This is a genomic window from Methanobrevibacter sp. UBA417, from assembly GCF_002508845.1.
GTDB classification, from domain to species: Archaea; Methanobacteriota; Methanobacteria; order Methanobacteriales; family Methanobacteriaceae; genus Methanobrevibacter_A; species Methanobrevibacter_A acididurans.
Genome location: NZ_DAZC01000019.1, coordinates 76,152 through 95,591 on the forward strand (window position 1 = coordinate 76,152; position 19,440 = coordinate 95,591).

The following is a 19,440-nucleotide window of genomic DNA, read 5'->3' on the forward strand; positions in this document are numbered from 1 at the left end:
TAAAGAGAGATGATAATAAAATGTCTTTAAAAGAATACACTCCATTTTTAGGATTATTAATTTTTGGTAACATTGAGAACTTAGTTTTAGCATCACAAGGAGCAGTAGCTGGAGTTAATCCTATTATATTAGGAGGATTAAGTTTACTTATTGTAATTATATGGTTAGTTGTTGGTACTGTAGGAACTACTGTAGCTATTAAATATGCAAGACATATTGAATTTATTGGTGGGCTTGCAATATTCCTTTTAGGTTTACAATCCATGCTTGAAGCATTTGGAGTTCCAATATAAAAAAAATTTATAATAAACTAAAATTAAAAATTAAAAAAATACGATCCTTTTTAAATTAAATTAAAAATAAAAATAAATAATCTTTTAGCGATAAAATTATGAAAAAAGATTTAAAGAATCAATGAAAAAAAAATAATTTTTATTGATTTTTTAAATGATTATTCTTAAGAATTTAACTTTTTTTTAAATGAAAAAAACTTTTTTTTATGCATTTGCTTGTTTTTCTTGATAATTTTCTATAGCCTTTGTTAATGCATCAGCAGCTAAGTTTGAACAATGCATTTTAACAGGAGGTAGACCATCTAGTTCTTCTGCTACATCGTTTCGACTAATTTTTAGTGCTTCATCTATTGTTTTACCTATTGCCATTTCTGTTATCATACTACTTGTTGCTATTGCTGCTCCACAACCAAATGTTTTAAATTTAATATCTGTTATTACATTTTCATCATTTACAGTTATGTATATTGTCATTAAATCTCCACATGTTGGATTTCCAACTGTTCCTTCCCCACTTGGGTTTTCAATTACTCCGGTATTTCTAGGGTTTGCAAAATGATCCATTACTTTTTCACTATACATTTTTAATCACATCCAATAAAATTTTATTTTGATAATCCGTATTCTTCATCACCAGCAATAGATAGGTCACTTTCTCCGTTTTTACTATTCCATAATGGTGACATACTTCTTAATGTGTTTACTACATTTATTATATCATTTATGACTTTATCTGCATCTTCTAATGTATTTTCCACGCCTAGACTTAATCTTAATGATCCATGTACATTTACTGGTTCTAATCCTAAACTTGTTAATACATATGATGGTTCTAAGCTTTGAGATGAACATGCTGAACCTGTTGAGGCTTCTATTCCTTTAGCATCTAACATTAGGACTAATGATTCTCCTTCTATTGCTGAGAATCTGAAGTTTATATTGTTTGGTAATCTTTTTTCTGGGTCTCCGTTTAGGTAGGCTTCGTCTACTTGAGATAGTACTCCTTTTATGATTTTGTCTCGGATTTTAGTTAATTTTCTTGTGTTTTCTTTCATATTATCATTTGCTATTTGGCATGCTTTTCCAAATCCTGCTATTCCTGGAATGTTTTCTGTTCCTGATCTTTGGTTGTTTTCTTGTCCTCCTCCATGGATTAATACTTCTGGTCTTACTCCTTTTTTAATGTATAATGCTCCTATTCCTTTTGGTCCGTAGATTTTGTGTGAACTGATACTTAGTAGGTCTATATTTGATTTTTTCACATCTACTGGTATTTTCCCTACACTTTGTACTGCATCTACATGGAATGTTATATTGTTTTCTTTTGCTATTTTTCCGATTTCTGTTATTGGTTGTATTGTTCCGATTTCATTATTTGCATGCATTATGCTGATGAGTATTGTGTCATCTCTGATAGCTTTTTTTAGGTCTTCTATGTTTATTATTCCATTTTCTTGGATTGGAAGATATGTTATTTCATATCCTAATTTTTCTAACCATTTACAAGTATTTTTTACTGCTGGGTGTTCTATTACACTTGTTATTATGTGTTTTCCTTTGTTTCTTTTTTGGAATGCTATTCCTTTTATTGCCCAATTGTCTGATTCTGTTCCTCCACTTGTAAATTTTATTTCTTCTGGTTCTGCATTTATTAAGTTTGCTACTCTTTCTCTTGCTAGGTTTAGTGCTTTTTTGGATTCTCTTCCAAGTGTGTATAAGGTTGATGCGTTCCCGAATTCTTCTTTGTAGAATGGTTCCATTTCTTTTAGTACTTCAGGGTTGACTGGAGTTGTTGCTGAGTTGTCCATGTATATCATATTTTTTTCCTCCGTGAGTTTTTTTGTGAATAATTTTTTATAACTATTGTTATATAACTATAGTTATAATATTATTTGTTTTAATATATAAAGATTACAGTTAAAAAAAAGCATTACCCAATCTAAAAAAAAATGAAGTCACAAAAAACATTAAATCCTGCCAATTTTCTCATAAATCATTTAAAAATAAAATAATAAAATATTTATAATAATTAATAGTTATAAATTAAATAAATTGAGCTAATTTAGTCCCATAATAATAAAGAAATGGAGCGTGAATTTTTTTATGAGTATTAGTAAAGTAATAAAAGATGCAGTAACTTATCCAATTTTAGATAAGAAAAATTGGATGATTGTTGGTGTTTTCTTAATAATTTGTAATTTAATAAATGTTTTTATGAATCTTAATCGAAATGGTTTAATAGCTATCATAGGATTAATTGCTATAACTGTAATAATCATTATACTTTTCGGATTCAACCTAAGTGTAACTGAATATACTATAAAAGGAAAAACTGATTATCCTAAATTTAATTTAACTAAAAATTTTATGGATGGAATAAAAGTAGTAATATTAGGTATTATTTATTATCTCATACCTACAATAATCACATTAATAATAGCATGGCTTAGTGGATTATTTACAACACTTCCTCAAATAGTAAATACTTTAATAAATAGTCCAGGCAGTACTCAAACCATTACTTCTAATGGTTTAAGAGTTAGTACAATAATGGTTAACAATTTAACTAGTACCATTTCCCAATCAGTATTAAATAGTTTTATAAATGGAATAGTAATCACTTCAGTATGTGCAATAATCTTATTATTCATAATGACATTATTCATTTTTATTGGTACTGGCCGTATGGCTGAAACTGGAAGTTTAAAAGAAGGACTAGCATTTAAAGCTATAATTAAAAAAATAGGTTCCATAGGATGGGGAAAATATATTGCAATTCTTATAATCTTTTTAATAATAATCTTTATTTTAGGTATAATTAATTCTTACTTACACTTAATCCCATTTATTGGAAGATACATAAATGCATTATTCGTAACCTCATTCATGTTTATATTTATTTATAAAATAGTAGGTTTAATTTATAATGAAGGATAAAACAGAAAAAATTAGTAAAATATAAAATTTTTTTAAGGAGAAAAAAAGTCAATAAAAACTTTTTTTTAACCTCCTCATTCTTTTTTTAAAATATAAAATTTATAAAATAGTGAAAAAGGATAAAGTATAAAATTTATACTTTTACTTTATCTAAAGCTTGATCTATATCAGCTATAATATCTTCTACATCTTCAATTCCAACAGAAACACGAATGAAATCAGGAGTTACCCCAGTTTGTGCTTGTTCCTCTTCACTTAATTGTTGGTGAGTAGTACTTGCTGGGTGAATAACTAAACTTTTAGCATCTCCAATATTTGCTAAATGAGATAATAACTCTACATTACCTATAAATTGTTTTCCTGCTTCTAATCCACCTTTAATTCCAAAACCTAAGATTCCTCCATAATTATCTCCTAAATATTTATGTGCAGTTTCATGAGATGAATGAGATTCAAGTCCAGGATAGTTAACCCAACTAACTTTTGGATGATTTTCTAAATGTTTTGCTACAGCTAAAGCATTTTCTGAATGTTTTTTAACACGTAATGTTAATGTTTCTAATCCTTGAAGGAATATGAAACTATGTACTGGTGCAAGTGTTGCTCCTAAATCTCTAAGTAATCTTGCTCTTATACGTGTAGTGTATGCAACATTTCCAGATGGAGAGTCTTCTCCAAATGAATCAGTAAATACTAATCCATGGTAAGATGGATCAGGTTCTGAGAGTGTTGGGAAGTTTCCATTTGCCCAGTTGAATTTTCCACTATCTACTACATATCCTCCTACAGCGATTCCATGTCCTCCAACAAATTTAGTTGCTGATGCTGCTATTACATCGGCTCCATGTTTTAATGGTTGCACTAACCCTACAGCTGAAGTATTATCTACTATAAGTGGAATGTTATGGGAGTGAGCTATTTCTGCTAATTTTTCAAAGTCTGGCACATCAAGTTTAGGATTTCCAATGGATTCTACATAGATTGCTTTTGTTTTATCTGTGATTGCATCTTTAAATGCATTAATATCTTGTGAAGGTACGAATATTACATTTCTTGCAAGGTCTTTGAAGGTTGTTTCAAATAAGGTGAATGTTCCTCCGTATAAGTTGTCTGCAGATACTATGTCATCTCCAGGTTGTGTGATGTTTAATAGGGCGTAGGATATTGCTGCTAATCCACTTGCTGCAGATATTCCAGATTTTCCTCCTTCTACTGCTGCTATTCTTGCTTCGAATGCGTCATTTGTTGGATTGGTTAATCTTGAGTATATTTGTCCAGGAATTGTTAATCCGAATCTTCCTGCTGCTTCTTCTGCATCTTTAAATACATAGGATGCTGTTTGATAGATTGGAGTGGCTCGTGCTCCTGTTGCGGGGTCTGGTTGTTCTTGGCCTGCATGAACACTTAATGTTGCTACTCCTAATTCTTTTTTGTTATTTTTGTTATCATTAGTCATTATTTTTACCTCTTTAATTATGTTTAATATGTTTGATTATTTTTTTTTAATCAGTTACTATTTTATATATTATATTTTTTGAGTTAAATGTTTTATACTTTTAAAAAATATAACAATTGTTAAGTATTTTGTTTTAAAAAAAAACTTTAAAATTTTAAAAGTTTTATGAAAATATTTAAAAATCAAACAATATATAACAATTGTTATTAATCATATATAAAACTAACCCCTCCCCCACCTAAAAAAATAGAAAAAAATAGAAAAATTTTAAGTATTTAAACAATTATTAACCCAACTTATAAAGTTAGAAACTGAATCCCCATTTCTTTCAGCACAAACATGATCTTGATTCCAAACATCCTGAAAAACAACACTCTTAACACTATCACATTGTTTTAAAGCCAAATATAAATTAGTTTCATCACTTAAAGAAGCAATTAACTGATTAATACCAGAAGATATCCTCCAATATTTAGCAACCTTAGTACTTCCACTACCCTCATAAAAATCACACAAATAATATAAAGGATTATACATATCCACACGAGACTGTACAGTATTATTAAATGGATCCAATACTTTTAAATCATGCGCATAATCAATTGCATATTGACCATTATAATCTGGATAATTAGAATATTTAATTGAATTATTAGTTAATACTTCTGACATTACCTTATTAAAATGCAATGAATTAAATCCAAAACATCCAAATAAAGTATTTACTGGTGAAATACATGCAAAATTATCAAATACTCCAACCATATTAAGAACAGATTTACAATAAGTTACAAAAGCTTTAATGCTTGAAATTTTAACAGTATTAGTAAACTCATCATAAAAAACCCATTCTTCATTACGATTTAATGAATTAATATAATTTTGAGAAGTTTTAAATGGTGTAAATTCAAATTGAGTATCATTTAAATAATTATTTAATGAATCCTCAATAACAGACAATAAATAATCATAATATGTACCAGAAGTATAAATTCCATTATTAGACTCTTTAAGAGTTAATAAATTACCTTGAGGATCTTTTAATCCTAATTTATTTATATAGAATGCAAATTCTTTTGCTAAATCTTTAGATAAACTTGAAGTCCATGCATTATTTGCTCTTACACCAGTTGTAGAGTATTGGCCATTATTCCATTCATATGCTTCATCAAAATAATCCCAACTAGATATTGGACACCAACTCATAGATCCACAAATACTATCTGAAATATTATCACCATTTTTATCAACCATAGCAGCACCAATTGATTCTAAATATGGAATGTATAGTGAACTATCTCCACTAACACCGATTAATGCACTTTGAGCTCCACCACCACTAAATCCAAATGTGAATATAGATTCAGTATTACCTGGTAAGATATCCTTATTAAATTTCAAATAGGATACAGCAGCTTTTAAATCAGTAACTCCCCAAGGAGCCCCACCAACATAATCACAAGTATTATCTCCTCCACGACATCCTGCATGAACATAAACAAAACCAGAATTAATATAATCAATTACTTCATTAACATTATAATTAGTTACAATTTCCTGTGCAATAAATTCAGGAGTGCGAATAGGCATAACTATAGGTGCTGTTTTAACATTGTAATTATTAATTTTATTTGTAGTATTCCATTTACAAGTATAAACTCCATAAGAATTTTTAACCCCATTAAAGTATTGACCTGGAACATAAATTGCAAGGGATTCATAATTTTTTGTATCTGGATCGGCACAATAAGTAATTCCTAATTGATAATAAACATTATTTATAGAATCATAATGCCAATTATTCATATTTAATGATAATTTACTTGTTAATTCACTTACATTATAAGAAACATTATTATTTTTAAGTGGATTAGAATTATAAGGTTTTATAAGAATTGTAGTTATTGCAGAACTACCTATATACTCATTATCATTAATAAAATTCACATTAATACTATAAAGGCCAGGAAAAAGGTTTATTTGTAAATTCACCTTACCTTTAATATCTGTTGTGCCCCAGTAAACCTTACTTGCACCATCACTTAAACGTGTGATAGTCAATGCTAAATGTTTACCTATAACAGAATTACCTTCAGAATCTATAAGTAATGTTTTGAAATCTTCACCAGCACCATAAACTTTTGTAAAAGGTTTAACAACCAGCACTGTACTTTTTTGACTTGATGTTGAATTTATAGCTACAATTATAGTGTTAAAAGATTCACTTGAAGTGTAATTTAAACCATTATTTATATTAGAACTTGAGTATACTGTATAAACTCCAGGTGCTAAGTTAATCTGTAAACTAGCCATACCATTTGTATCAGTTGTGCCCCAGTAAACCTTACTTGCACCATCACTTAAACGTGTGAGATTTAATGATAAATGTTGTCCTGCAATAGGATTTCCATTAATATTTGTTAATCTTACTGTATAATTTTCACCTGCACCATAATTAACTGTAATATTATTTCCTGTTAACATGGTTTTAGTATTACTGTTTTTCTTAGAATTAAGATTAGAATCATTAAGAATATTTTGTTGTTCATTGTTTAAACTATGATTTTCACTACTACTGAAGTTATTTCCTAAAACCGTGAGATTTGTAGAATTTGAACTTGTATAATTAGTATTTATATCTGTAGCAAATGTTACAGGTAAGATACATAATATTATAATTAAGATTAGTAATGAAGACATTGCTAATGTCTTATTTTTCATTAATTTTCCCCCTTTAACTAAAATTTTATTCCCACTTTTTTTTTAATTAAATATGAGAATAAAACACTTTTATTTACCCTTTAATAAATAAAAGAAAACTGTAAAAAAAAAATTTTGATAATATTAATTTTATCTTTTTTCTACAATACTATAATAAGTATGAAACCTGATTATATATAAGATTTTATATATGATTTTAGTAAAAAAATGATTAAGAAAATGTTAAATGATAATTAAATTAAAAAAAAGTAAACTTTAAAAATTTGTTAAGATTAAAAAAAATAGGAAAAAAAGTTAGAATATTAAAATTTTATAATTTAATTTTAATATCTAAAGCACTAGATCCATTTTCATATACAAAGATAGGGTTAATATCTAATTCTGATATTTCTGGGAAATCTATGGTTAAACGTGCTACACGTTTAATAGCATTACGTACACTTTCAATGTCTCCAGGAGCTTCTCCACGGAAACCTTTAAGTAATTCCACTACTTTTGTATTGTTTATTTGTTCATCGATTTCATCAGAAGTTAAACCATTAGCTAGTTTAAATGATGCATCTTCAATAAGGTTAACATAAACTCCACCCATACCGAATGCAATCATTGGACCGAATTGTTCATCACGTATCATACCAACTAATACTTCTATACCTGAATCCATCATTTTTTGAACTTCAATTCCATCAGGTGTTATGTCTGGATGTGCTTTTTTAGCATTTGCCATGATTTCATTAAAACTGTTTTCTGCTTCGTCTCGTGTGGATATTCCTACTTGAACTCCACCAATATCAGATTTGTGTAAAATCTTATCTGATGCTATTTTTAAAACAACTGGGAATCCCATTTCTTCTGCAACGTTTGCTGCTTCTTCTGGAGATTTGGATAATATTATTGGTGCTGCTTCTATACCGTATTCTTTTGCTACAGCATAAGCTTCGCTACCGAGTAATGTATCTCTTCCATCTGCTTTAACTTTAGTGAAAATTTCATTTACTTTATCTTTATTAACATCAGTGATTGCTTGTATTGGATTATCATAGGTACGTTCTTGTACTGCATTGAATCTTTCAAGGAAATCCACTACTTTTACTGCAGTTTCTGGGAATACATATGTTGGTATGCTGTTTTTTCTAAGTAAATCATTAGCGTTATCGAAACTTGGTCCACCCATGTTAACTACGATGATAGGTTTATTGAATTCTTCATTACCTTCAAGGATTGCTTTTGCTATTCCATCTGGGTCTGCAGATGCTGTTGGACATACCATAATAACTAAACTATCTACATCATCACTGCTTAAAACTATTTCTAGTGTTTCTTTGTATCTGCTTACTGGTGCGTCTCCTAAAACATCAATTGGGTTTTTAACGCTTCCTTCTTCAGGGACAGCTGCTTTAAGTTTTGCAGTGGTTTCTTCATCAAAGCTTACGAGGTTTAATCCATTTCTTTCCATAGCATCTACGGATACTACTCCTCCTCCACCTGCATTTGTTATTATAGCTAGGTTTCTTCCTGTAGGTAATGGGCATTTACTGAATGCTAATCCTATATCAAATAATTCTGCCATGGTTTGTACACGGAATATTCCGGATTGTTTAAATGCTGTGTCAAATGCCACGTCACTTCCTGCTAATGCTCCTGTGTGTGAGGATGCTGCTGCAGCTCCTGCTTGTGAACTACCAGATTTTAGGATGATTACTGGTTTTTTACTGGAAACTTTTCTCATTGTTTCAATGAAGTTAGGGTCTTGTGAAATACTTTCTAAGTAACATATTACAACTGCTGTTTCTGGATCATCTGCTAAGTATTGGATACATTCTATTTCTGTTACTCCTGCTTTATTTCCTATACTTATAACTTTACTGAATCCTATTCCTGCAGTTATACTCCAATCTATTATTGCTACCATCATAGCTCCACTTTGGCTGATGAATGCTATGTTTCCTTTTGGTGGCATCATTTGTGAGAATGAACCATTTAGTGGTGTGTGGGAATCTGTAATTCCTAAACTATTAGGTCCTATTAAACTTATATCGTATTCGTTTGCTAGGCGGACTAGTTCTTCTTCTAATTTTACTCCGTCTCCACCGATTTCTTTAAATCCTGCAGTTATAACTACTACGTTTTTTACTCCTAATTCTCCACATTGTTTTACTGAAGGATTTACTGCCTTAGAAGGCACTACTACTACAACAAGATCTGGTACGGTTGGACATTGTGTTACATCAGTATATGCTTTTAGTCCTAATATTTCTCCACCTTTAGGATTGATTGGGTAAATTTCTCCTTTGTAACCATCTTCGATTAGGTTACTGACTACTATGTGCCCAACTTTATCGGGGGTATTTGATGCTCCAATGACACCTACACTATCTGGTTTAAACATCTTTTCAAGATCTCTCATAAGTTAAACTCCTTATTATTATATTTTTGTTTAAAATAATTATAGAATAATACTTCAAAAATAATCAATTGAAGTCAAATATCGATTTTAATACATTTTTGTATATTTTTTTATATTTATAATGATAAATAATTATAAATTACTATTAATAAATTAATTTATTATAATATATAAATATTTTTATTTGAATAAAAAAAGAAGAATAAGAAAAGAAAATTAAAATTAAACCTTAAAAAAAGGAGATAAAAAAATAATTTTTAACTATCATTAACTTCAATACCATGATTATTTAATTCATCACGAATTTCATCAGATAAGTCATATTGTTTATTTTCTCGTAATTTCTCACGAATATTTAAAATAATTTCAAGTAAATCATCACTACTAGAATCAGTTTCACTTGAATCTGTATTATTTAAGTCTATACCAAAAATGTAACTTATATCATTAAACCATTTCTTAATTGTTAAAAGATTACCCATGGAATATGTGTTTAAATCTTTTATTTCTTTTATAAATTCAAAAATAGAACTTATAGCTTTAGGAGTGTTGAAATCATCATCCATTGCGTCAAAGAAATTATCCATAATTTTTGATGGTAATTCTTCTTTTTGATTAGCATTAACAATTTTATCAGTTAATTCATCAGGATTTTCGAATTCATTTGTTAATAATGTGTTTAATGATTCATTAAATGTTTGTATTTTATTTAAACTTTTTTCTGCTTGATGTAGGGAGTCTTTACTGAAATCTATTGGGCTTCTGTAATGAGTGGATAATACGAAGAAACGGAAAACATTTGCATCCCAGTCTTTTAGTAATTCTCGGATGGTTATGAAGTTTCCAAGACTTTTACTCATTTTTTCCCCGGAGACGTTTAAGAATCCGGTGTGCATCCAGTAACGGACTAATGGTTTTTTCCCACTGACTGCTTCGATTTGGGCAATTTCTGCTTCGTGGTGTGGGAATATTAAATCTAGGCCTCCACCGTGAACATCATATTGTGGTCCGAAGTAATGTTCTGTGATAGCTGTGTCTTCAATATGCCATCCTGGTCTTCCTTTACCCCATGGTGAATCCCATTTAGGTTCTCCTTCAAATTCTGGTGCTTCTCGTTTTTTCCATAAGACAAAATCGTTTGGATTGTGTTTTTCAGTATCTGCTATGTCTCTGTGGGATTCTAATTCATCAATTTTACGATTGGATAATTTACCGAAGTCTTCAAATTTATCTATGTTATAGTATACTCCGTCTTCAGTTTCATATGCATAACCTTTCTTTATTAAACGAGTGATTTGGTCTATGATTTCATCCATATGATCTGTTGCTCTTGCAAATAAATTGACTTTATGAACATTTAGTGAATGCATGTCTTCAATGAATCTTTTTTCATATTTTTTAGCTAGAGTACTTGAGTCAATTCCTATTTCTTTAGAACGATTAATGATTTTATCATCAATATCAGTGATGTTTTCAATGTAGAAGACACTGTAGCCTGAATATTCTAAGTATCTTTTAATTGTGTCAAAGGAAATGTAGGTTCTTCCATGACCTATGTGTGCATCATCGTATACTGTTGGTCCACAGACAAAAAGTTTGACTCTTTTGTTGTTTATTGTTTTTAAGTCTTGTTTTTCTCTTGTCATTGTACTGTATACTTTCACTTTTTCTAAATCTCCTTTTATCATTAAATTGATTATTTATATTGGAATAAAAATTTTTTAAAAATTAGTAAATATATATAAAATTTGTTTATATTATTGAGAGGCAAGAGAGGGATTCGAACCCCCGTATCATGGTCTGCAGCCACGCACCTAAGCCGCTCGGTCATCTTGCCATTGAAAAATTAAAATATCATATAAAATAAGATACAATCTATATTCTGATTATCATCTTATAAATAGTTTTTGGAACATGTCCAAAAAAATTTCTCCCTTATTTTAAAAAAATTATATAATTAAAGTAAAATTGGGGGAAAAATTTTTACTCCTTTTTTTTTAATCCTCTAAATCAGATCCTAAACATGCATGACATTCCCAGTTAACATCACTTTTAGTTTTATGGATTTGACAGAGAATATCTTCTGCTTTAATTTTTTTACAAATATTACAAGTTCTAGGTATAATATCATATTTAGTTGCATTTTCATCATATAAATCTTGAGCAAAACTTTGTATTAAATTATTTACTTCATCACTAAACTCTATCCCACTACCTCTTTTATCTGTAATGTATTGTGATACTGCAGGTTGAGTTATATCCATAAGTTCTGATATCTTTTTTTGTTTCATACCTAAAGTTAATAAGTCTTTTGCAAGCTCTGATCTTATAGCTGGTATTACATACCATACTACCATTTCACATGGGGGTTTCATTTTCTCTCTTCTCCTTTTATATTATTTTTTTTATAATCTATATCTTAATGATTCAATTTTATCTTCTAAATCTTTTATTTCTTGTTCTAATTCATTTTGATGGACTAATAACTTATTTATTAAATCTGCAACAGTATCATAATCTTGTGAATCATCTGAGATGTTAGAATTGTTTTTAGTGAATATTTCTTTATATGATTTTTTAGGTTTTGATTTTTTATCTTTAAATATAACTTTATCTGCATCTATTTCATCACATTCAGTTTGGAAAACATCTTCAAGATTTGGTTCTGTGTCTAATTTATTTACTGGTAAGTTTTGTTTAAGATCTAATTCTGCGATTTGTTCTTCTAATTCGTTTTGTCTTTTAAGTAATAAGTCTATTATATCTGCTACTGGATCGGGTAGTTTTGCATGTTCTAATAGTAATGCTGGTTCTCTTTTTTGTTTAACAATTCTACCTGGAATTCCGACACAAGTTGCACCTGCTGGTACGTCTTTTAGAACTACTGAACCTGCACCTATTTTTGCACCATTACCAATTGTAATATCACCCATTACTTTAGCTCCGGAGCCTACTACTACTTCATCACCAATTGTTGGGTGTCTTTTTCCTTTAGATAGGCTGGTTCCTCCAAGCACTACTCCTTGGTATAATAGAACATCATTTCCTATTATTGTGGTTTCTCCTATTACGACTCCCATTCCATGGTCTATGAAGAATCTTTTCCCTATTGTTGCTCCAGGGTGTATTTCTATTCCAGTAAAGAATCTTCCTATATTGGAGAAGAATCTTCCAAGTTGGTGGTGATTTTTTTTCCATAACCAGTGAGATAGTTTATACCACCATAATGCGTGAAGTCCTGGATATGAGAAGAATATTTCTATATTATTTCTTGCAGCAGGGTCTCTTTCTTTAACTGCTCTCATATCTTCTTTTAGCCCTTCAAACATTATTTAGTTTCTCCACAATATTTTTGTATTTTAATTAAATTTTTATTTATTTATAGTTAATTTTTAAATTTTTAAATATAAATAACTATTGTTAAAAAAAAATAAATTATTTTAAAATAAAATATAAAAAAGAGGAAAAAATAGTGGGGTGGAAATGGGTGTATTTTTTTTATTGTTTGAAGATTTCTGGGTATTCTTGGTAGATGTCTTTAAATAACCAGTCTACGGATAGGTATCTTTCACCTGTATCTGGTAGGATTGCTACTATTGTTTTTCCTTTGTTTTCTGGTCTTTTAGCTAATTGTATTGCTGCATATGTTGCTGCACCTGAGGATATTCCTGCAAGTATTCCTTCTTGTTTAGCTAGTTTAAGGAGGGTGGATCCTGCATCTTCATCTTTTACTGGGAAAATTTCATCTACTAATTCTGGTTTGAAGATTCCTGGTATGAATCCTGGTCCGATTCCTTGGATTTTATGTGCTCCTTTTTCACCTTTACCGAGGGTTTGGCTTGTTTGTGGTTCTACTGCTACTGCTTTAAATCCTGGTTTTTCTTTTTTTAATACTTCTGATATTCCGATTAATGTTCCACCGGTTCCTGCTGCGGATACTAATATATCCACTCCATTGTTGGTGTCTCTTATTAGTTCTTGTGCTGTTGTTTCTGAGTGTACTTTGGGGTTGAATTTATTATTGAATTGTTGTGGTATTACTGCATTTGGGATTTCTTTTGCTAGTTCTTCTGCTTTTGCAACTGCTCCACCCATTCCTTCAGATCCTGGTGTTAGTACTATTTCTGCACCGAATAATGCGAGTAGTTTTTTACGTTCTATTGACATTGTTTCTGGCATGGTGAGTATTAATCTGTAATTTTTTGCTGCAGATACAAATCCTAATGCGATTCCTGTGTTTCCACTTGTTGGTTCTATGATTACTGAATCGGGTTTGATTAATCCTTCTTTTTCACCGTATTTTATCATTGCCACTCCAACGCGATCTTTCACACTGCTTACTGGGTTGAATGATTCTATTTTAACTAGTACTTCTGCTTCTAATCCTTCTGTTAGTTTGTTTAATCTTACTAGTGGGGTGTTTCCAATTGTTTCTGTTATATCGTTTGCTATTCCTCTTGTTAATTCTGGTATGTTTAAATCATTTGTCATTATTAATATGCTCCATTAGTTTAATTTTTTTTTGAAAAGTGAATTAATTTTTTTTTAATTATTTAAATGTATTTTTGTTTTTTTATAATTAAAAGAATTTTTATTAATTAAAATCTTTTATTTTATTGTGTTATATAATTTTGATAGTTCTTTTTATAATAAAAATATAACTATTGTTATATAACTATTGTTATATTATTTTTTTATGCTTATAAACTTAACCCCACACAAAAAATATTAAAAAAACCTAAAAAATAATAAATAAATAAAAAAAGAGTAGTGTTTTAACCATTATCAAAAGCACATAAACCAATTAAAGGACAATCACCACATTGAGGAGAAGTAGGTTTACAAATAGTTTGACCAAACTGAACCATAATATCATTCAACTCAATCCACATATCCTTAGGAACAATCTTCATCAATTCCAATTCAGTCTGTTCAGGTTTACTAGTATCAACTAAACCCCAACGATTACTAATACGATGAACATGAGTATCAACAGGAATAGCAGGTTTACAAAAAGCAAAAACTAAAACACAATTAGCAGTCTTACGACCAACACCAGGTAAATCCAATAATTCCTTCATATTATCCGGTACCACACCATCATACTCATCAATGATAATCTGTGAAACCTCTTGAATTCTAGCTGCTTTAACATGATAAAAACCAGCAGGATGAACTAATTCCTCTATATCTTCAACTGGTGCATTAGCAACACTATTAATATCAGGGTATTTATTAAATAAATTAGCAGTAGCTTGATCTGTATTTTCATCACGTGTTCTTTGAGAAAGAATAGTTCTGATTAAAACCTTATAAGGATCTTTACCCTCAAAAATTCTTATAGTATAAATCTCTTTTAATCTTTTAAAAATTTCAATAACTTGTTCAGTTTTATCCATAAAAACACTCCTTATTTTAGTTCTAATTCTACTCCAATTTCACCCATACTAGTTAAAAAGTTAGGATATGAAACATTGAAAACTTCACCATCTTTAATAGTGATATTATGTTTTAAACCTATTAAAGTAAAAGCCATAGCTAAACGATGATCCCTATGGGATTTTACTATACCATCATTTACTCCACCATGAATAAGCATACCATCTTCAAATTCAACAAGGTCAACACCTAATTTTTTAAGTTCCATACAACTAGTTGCAATACGATCAGTTTCTTTTAAACGACCATGTTTAACACCAGTAATAAGTGTATCACCACTTGCAAGACAACCTAGTGCTGCAACAGTTAAAATCAAATCTGGAGCATTAGAAAGATTAACTTCAACTCCTTTTAATTTTCCATTAGATTGTATTTTAACAAAATCTTCACCAGATTCTATTTCACATCCCATTTTAGCTAAAATATTTAATATATATTTATCTCCCTGTTTAGAATCCTTAAAAAGATTACTTACAGTGATTTCCCCACCACAAATAGCACATGCTGCAAGTAAATAAGAAGCACTAGAATAATCCCCTTCTACTTGATAATTTATTCCTTGATAAATTGCTGATGGTATTTGGAATTGGTCTATACTGCAGGATTTTATGGTTTTATTACAATCTTCATGTTTGTTTATTTCAAATTCTTCGATTTTAACACCGAATTTTTCCATAATATCAATTGTCATATTAACGTATGGTTTACTTACAAATTCTGGTAAAACAGATAAACACACACCATCTTTAGATAGTGGTGCAGATATTAGTATGCTTGAGATGAATTGTGAACTAATATTTCCCGGAATACTAATTTTACCACCAACATAACCGGGATAAACTTTTATAGGTGCCTTACCATTAAGGGATTCTGTTTTTACACCTAAATCTTTTAAAGCATTTAATAATGGATTCATAGGTCTTGTGAGTAATGAATCATCACCAGAAAACTGTACAGTATTATCAGATAAACCTGCAATTGAGGTTAAAAGACGTAGACTTGTTCCAGAATTACCTAAATCAATAAAATCTTTAGAAGTATTATGTAATTTACCATTCACACCTATAACTTGGAGGTGGTCTTTTTTGTTTATGATTTTCGCACCTAAACTTTCACATGCACTTAATGTTGATTTAACATCTTCAGATAAAAGAACATTGTATAAGTTACTTTCACCTTTTGCAAGTGATGCTAATATTACAGCTCTATGACTGTAACTTTTACTTGATGGAGCTTTAACTTTCCCTTGGATTTTTGAAACATTTTTAACTTTAAGAATCATGGCAAAAACCACACTTTTAACTTTATAAAAAAAAGGGTAATAAAAAAAATATTATTTTTTTATTTTATTACTTCTAAAATAACATCTAAATCTTTAGAATGGAAGACATCTACCTTTTGACCAGATTCACCTTGAACTTCTTTTAGGATTCGTAAATCATCAATTACTACTGATTTATCAGCAATAATTATTTCTCCGTCACTTTCTAATTTACTTGCAATACTATCAGGATCATTAGATTTAATATATCCAATTACTTTTCCAGCATCACCTTTAAATTTAGGTCCAATTTTACTCATATCTGGTTCTATTTCAATTACTTTTTCATGAACTTCAGGTTTTCCAGATTTAATATTTAATTCACCAATTTTTAAGGTTCCTTTAATATCATCAAAGAATTCATTAAAAATCTTAGTTAAGTCATTGTTATCTGTGTAAACATTTAGGGTGTTTAGTGGTTGGTTTAATGCTATTTTGTTTGAAGATTTGAATCTTCTAATTTCACTTATTAAGTTAATAGCAGTATCACCAGTTGTTAGATTAGTTTCACTGGTTCCTTCTTCTAAACTTGGCCAAAGTTGATTATGAATACTTTCATCCTCATTGAAGTATTGGTATACTTCTTCTGTAAAGTATGGTGCTATTGGTGCAAGAATCTTTAAAGTATCTTCAATTACATTGTGTAAAGTATATTTTGCAGCTTTCCGGGATTCTTCGGTGATTTCATCATTGTATAATCTGTATTTTACTGCTTCTATGTATTCATCACAGAAATCATGCCATACGAAGTCTTCTATAGTGTTTATTACTGTTGCATAATCATACTTAATGTATGCTTCATCACAAACTTTATTTACATTGTTTAATTTGGAGAGTATCCATTTATCTGTAGGGTTTAAATTATTAACACTATCAGAGTCTATTTCTTCATCGAATATGTGCATGCTTATGAATCTGAAAGCGTTCCAGAATTTTCTTATGAATTTATAACCATATTTAATATCGTTCCAATCAAATGCTACATCTGAACCTGGTATACTGTTTGCTGCCCATGTACGTATAGCATCTGCACCATATTTACTAACTACTTCATCTGGTGCTATTACATTTCCACGGGATTTACTCATTTTAAATCCATCTTCACCAAATACCATACCATTTATAACTATTTCAGAAAATGGTTTTTCACCTGTAAGTGCAAGACTTCTAAGTATTGTGTAAAATGCCCATGTACGGATAATATCATGTCCTTGTGGACGTATATTACTTGGGAAACATTCTTTATATGATGGGTCTGGCCATCCTGCAATGGATAATGGACTTATTGAACTATCCATCCATGTATCAAGTACATCTGTTTCTCCAATGAATTTTGTTGATCCACATTCACATGGATGTTTTGGTTTATCTACTGTTGGGTCTACTGGTAAATCTTCCGCGTCAGGTAGGTGGACTTTTCCACATTTTTTACAATACCATACTGGTATAGGTGTTGCGAAAAGTCTTTGACGGGATATACACCAATCCCATTCCATATTATCCGCCCAATTTAATAGACGTGATTCCATGTGTTTTGGTACCCAGTTAATTTCATTTGATGCTTTTTTGGTTTCATCTATTAATTTTCTAACTGCAATGAACCATTGTTTTTTCACTAATATTTCTATTGGTGTTTTACATCTCCAGCATCTTCCAACATTTTGTTCCACATCTTCTTGTTTTATTAAGTATCCTTCTGATTTTAAATCTTGGATGGTTGCTTCTGCACATTCAGGAAGTGTTAATCCTTCATATTTTCCACCTGCACTAGTTATGATTCCTTGTTCAGAGATTGCTACTATAATATCTAAATCATACTTGTTTACCCATGCTACATCCGTTTTATCCCCAAAGGTACATACCATTACTGCACCAGTACCATATTCTGGGTCTACTTCTGTATCTGCTATGATTTTCACTTTTTGACCAGATAATGGTACTTCAACATATTTATCTAATAATTGGTTGTATCTTTCATCATCTGGATGTATTACTACAGCTACACATGCCATCATTAGTTCTGGACGTGTAGTTGCAATGAGTATACCTTCATCTGTAGGATTTGCATGTTCACCATTTGCTGGGACATATGAGTTTCCTTCAGGTTTATCTTTTACTTCTGCTGGTGGGAAGTTTACATAGTTTAATTTAGTTACATTATCCCCATATTCTACTTCTGCAAATGCTATAGCTGTTTCGCATCGAGGACACCAGTTAACTGGATGTATTCCTCGGTAGATTAATCCTTGATTGTACATTTTAAGGAAACTGTATTGTGTTCTTCTTTTATATTCAGGAGTCATGGTGACGAATTCTCTACTCCAGTCTTGTGAGAATCCTAAGCTTTTCATTTGTTTTTTCATCTTTGCAATGTTTTCAGTTGTTAAATCAACACACATTTGACGAAAATCTTGTAGGGCCACATCATTCTTTTTAATGTGATGTGTTTCTTCTACTTTTACTTCTGTTGGTAATCCATGACAATCCCATCCTTGAGGGAATAGTACATCGTTTCCTTTTTCTCTTCGATATCTTGCATTGAAGTCAATGTATGCCCAGTTTAATACGTGACCTAAGTGTATGTTTCCGGTTGGATATGGTGGTGGGGTGTCTATTATGTATCTTGGACGTGTACCGTCACCTATGAATTTATATATTTCTTCATCATCCCATTTTTTTTGCCATTGTGCTTCGTTTTTATGGTTATAATCTTTTGGAATATCCCTTTCTGTCATAAATTTTCTCCCATATTTTTAAAATAAAAATTTTTTTTTTAATTAGTATTAATTATAATATTATAATGTATTTTTTGTATTTCTTATTTAATATAATATTATGATATTAGGCTCTGTCAAAAATTTAGTTG

13 protein-coding genes, 1 tRNA gene and 1 pseudogene are annotated in these 19,440 nt (G+C 30.1%); 2 read left to right on the forward strand and 13 right to left on the reverse strand.

The features are described 5' to 3' along the window. Nucleotides 1–20 precede the first annotated feature (20 nt). Nucleotides 21–293 carry a hypothetical protein gene (locus tag BP769_RS03300; protein WP_413823947.1) on the forward strand — a complete coding sequence of 91 codons (273 nt, stop codon included), beginning with the start codon at nt 21–23 and terminating at the stop codon, nt 291–293. Nucleotides 294–497: 204 nt separating this feature from the next. Here BP769_RS03300 and nifU read toward each other — a convergent pair whose 3' ends face one another. Then, on the reverse strand, nt 498–875 hold the full coding sequence (gene nifU, locus BP769_RS03305) for a Fe-S cluster assembly scaffold protein NifU (RefSeq protein ID WP_409197794.1): 378 nt from the start codon (nt 873–875) through the stop codon (nt 498–500). 23 nt (nt 876–898) lie between these two features. Next, entirely contained in the window at nt 899–2,107 is a 1,209-nt protein-coding gene (gene nifS, locus BP769_RS03310) for a cysteine desulfurase NifS (protein WP_413823975.1), read from the reverse strand. 289 nt (nt 2,108–2,396) lie between these two features. Between nifS and BP769_RS03315 the strand changes: the two genes are divergently transcribed. Further along, nucleotides 2,397–3,230: a DUF4013 domain-containing protein gene (locus tag BP769_RS03315; RefSeq protein ID WP_413823950.1), complete on the forward strand. Its 834-nt coding sequence runs from the start codon at nt 2,397–2,399 to the stop codon at nt 3,228–3,230. Between the two features lie 133 nt (nt 3,231–3,363). Here BP769_RS03315 and BP769_RS03320 read toward each other — a convergent pair whose 3' ends face one another. The 11 genes and pseudogenes from BP769_RS03320 to BP769_RS03370 all read right to left on the reverse strand — a co-directional run bounded on the left by BP769_RS03320 (nt 3,364) and on the right by BP769_RS03370 (nt 19,309). Further along, nucleotides 3,364–4,686: an O-acetylhomoserine aminocarboxypropyltransferase/cysteine synthase family protein gene (locus tag BP769_RS03320; protein WP_413823952.1), complete on the reverse strand. Its 1,323-nt coding sequence runs from the start codon at nt 4,684–4,686 to the stop codon at nt 3,364–3,366. A gap of 267 nt (nt 4,687–4,953) precedes the next feature. Beyond that, entirely contained in the window at nt 4,954–7,407 is a 2,454-nt protein-coding gene (locus BP769_RS03325) for a hypothetical protein (RefSeq protein ID WP_413823954.1), read from the reverse strand. A 310-nt stretch (nt 7,408–7,717) separates the two neighbouring features. Then, nucleotides 7,718–9,814, reverse strand: a complete 2,097-nt coding sequence (locus BP769_RS03330; RefSeq protein ID WP_413823957.1) for an acetate--CoA ligase family protein — start codon at nt 9,812–9,814, stop codon at nt 7,718–7,720. A 257-nt stretch (nt 9,815–10,071) separates the two neighbouring features. After that, complete coding sequence (gene cysS, locus BP769_RS03335; protein WP_413827457.1) at nt 10,072–11,478, reverse strand: cysteine--tRNA ligase; 1,407 nt, start codon at nt 11,476–11,478, stop codon at nt 10,072–10,074. 101 nt (nt 11,479–11,579) lie between these two features. After that, nucleotides 11,580–11,651, reverse strand: a tRNA-Cys gene (locus tag BP769_RS03340). A gap of 160 nt (nt 11,652–11,811) precedes the next feature. Beyond that, nucleotides 11,812–12,189 (reverse strand): transcriptional regulator, encoded by a 378-nt coding sequence (locus tag BP769_RS03345; protein ID WP_413823961.1) that lies wholly within the window; start codon nt 12,187–12,189, stop codon nt 11,812–11,814. Between the two features lie 264 nt (nt 12,190–12,453). Continuing rightward, nucleotides 12,454–13,143 (reverse strand): annotated as a pseudogene (cysE, locus tag BP769_RS03350) (serine O-acetyltransferase); the annotation flags it as partial. Between the two features lie 169 nt (nt 13,144–13,312). Next, complete coding sequence (gene cysK, locus BP769_RS03355; protein ID WP_413823963.1) at nt 13,313–14,305, reverse strand: cysteine synthase A; 993 nt, start codon at nt 14,303–14,305, stop codon at nt 13,313–13,315. Between the two features lie 284 nt (nt 14,306–14,589). Continuing rightward, complete coding sequence (locus BP769_RS03360) at nt 14,590–15,213, reverse strand: endonuclease III domain-containing protein (protein WP_409197802.1); 624 nt, start codon at nt 15,211–15,213, stop codon at nt 14,590–14,592. 11 nt (nt 15,214–15,224) lie between these two features. Then, on the reverse strand, nt 15,225–16,535 hold the full coding sequence (aroA, locus tag BP769_RS03365; RefSeq protein WP_413827455.1) for a 3-phosphoshikimate 1-carboxyvinyltransferase: 1,311 nt from the start codon (nt 16,533–16,535) through the stop codon (nt 15,225–15,227). Between the two features lie 59 nt (nt 16,536–16,594). After that, nucleotides 16,595–19,309 carry a valine--tRNA ligase gene (locus BP769_RS03370; RefSeq protein ID WP_413823969.1) on the reverse strand — a complete coding sequence of 905 codons (2,715 nt, stop codon included), beginning with the start codon at nt 19,307–19,309 and terminating at the stop codon, nt 16,595–16,597. Nucleotides 19,310–19,440: the final 131 nt, after the last annotated feature.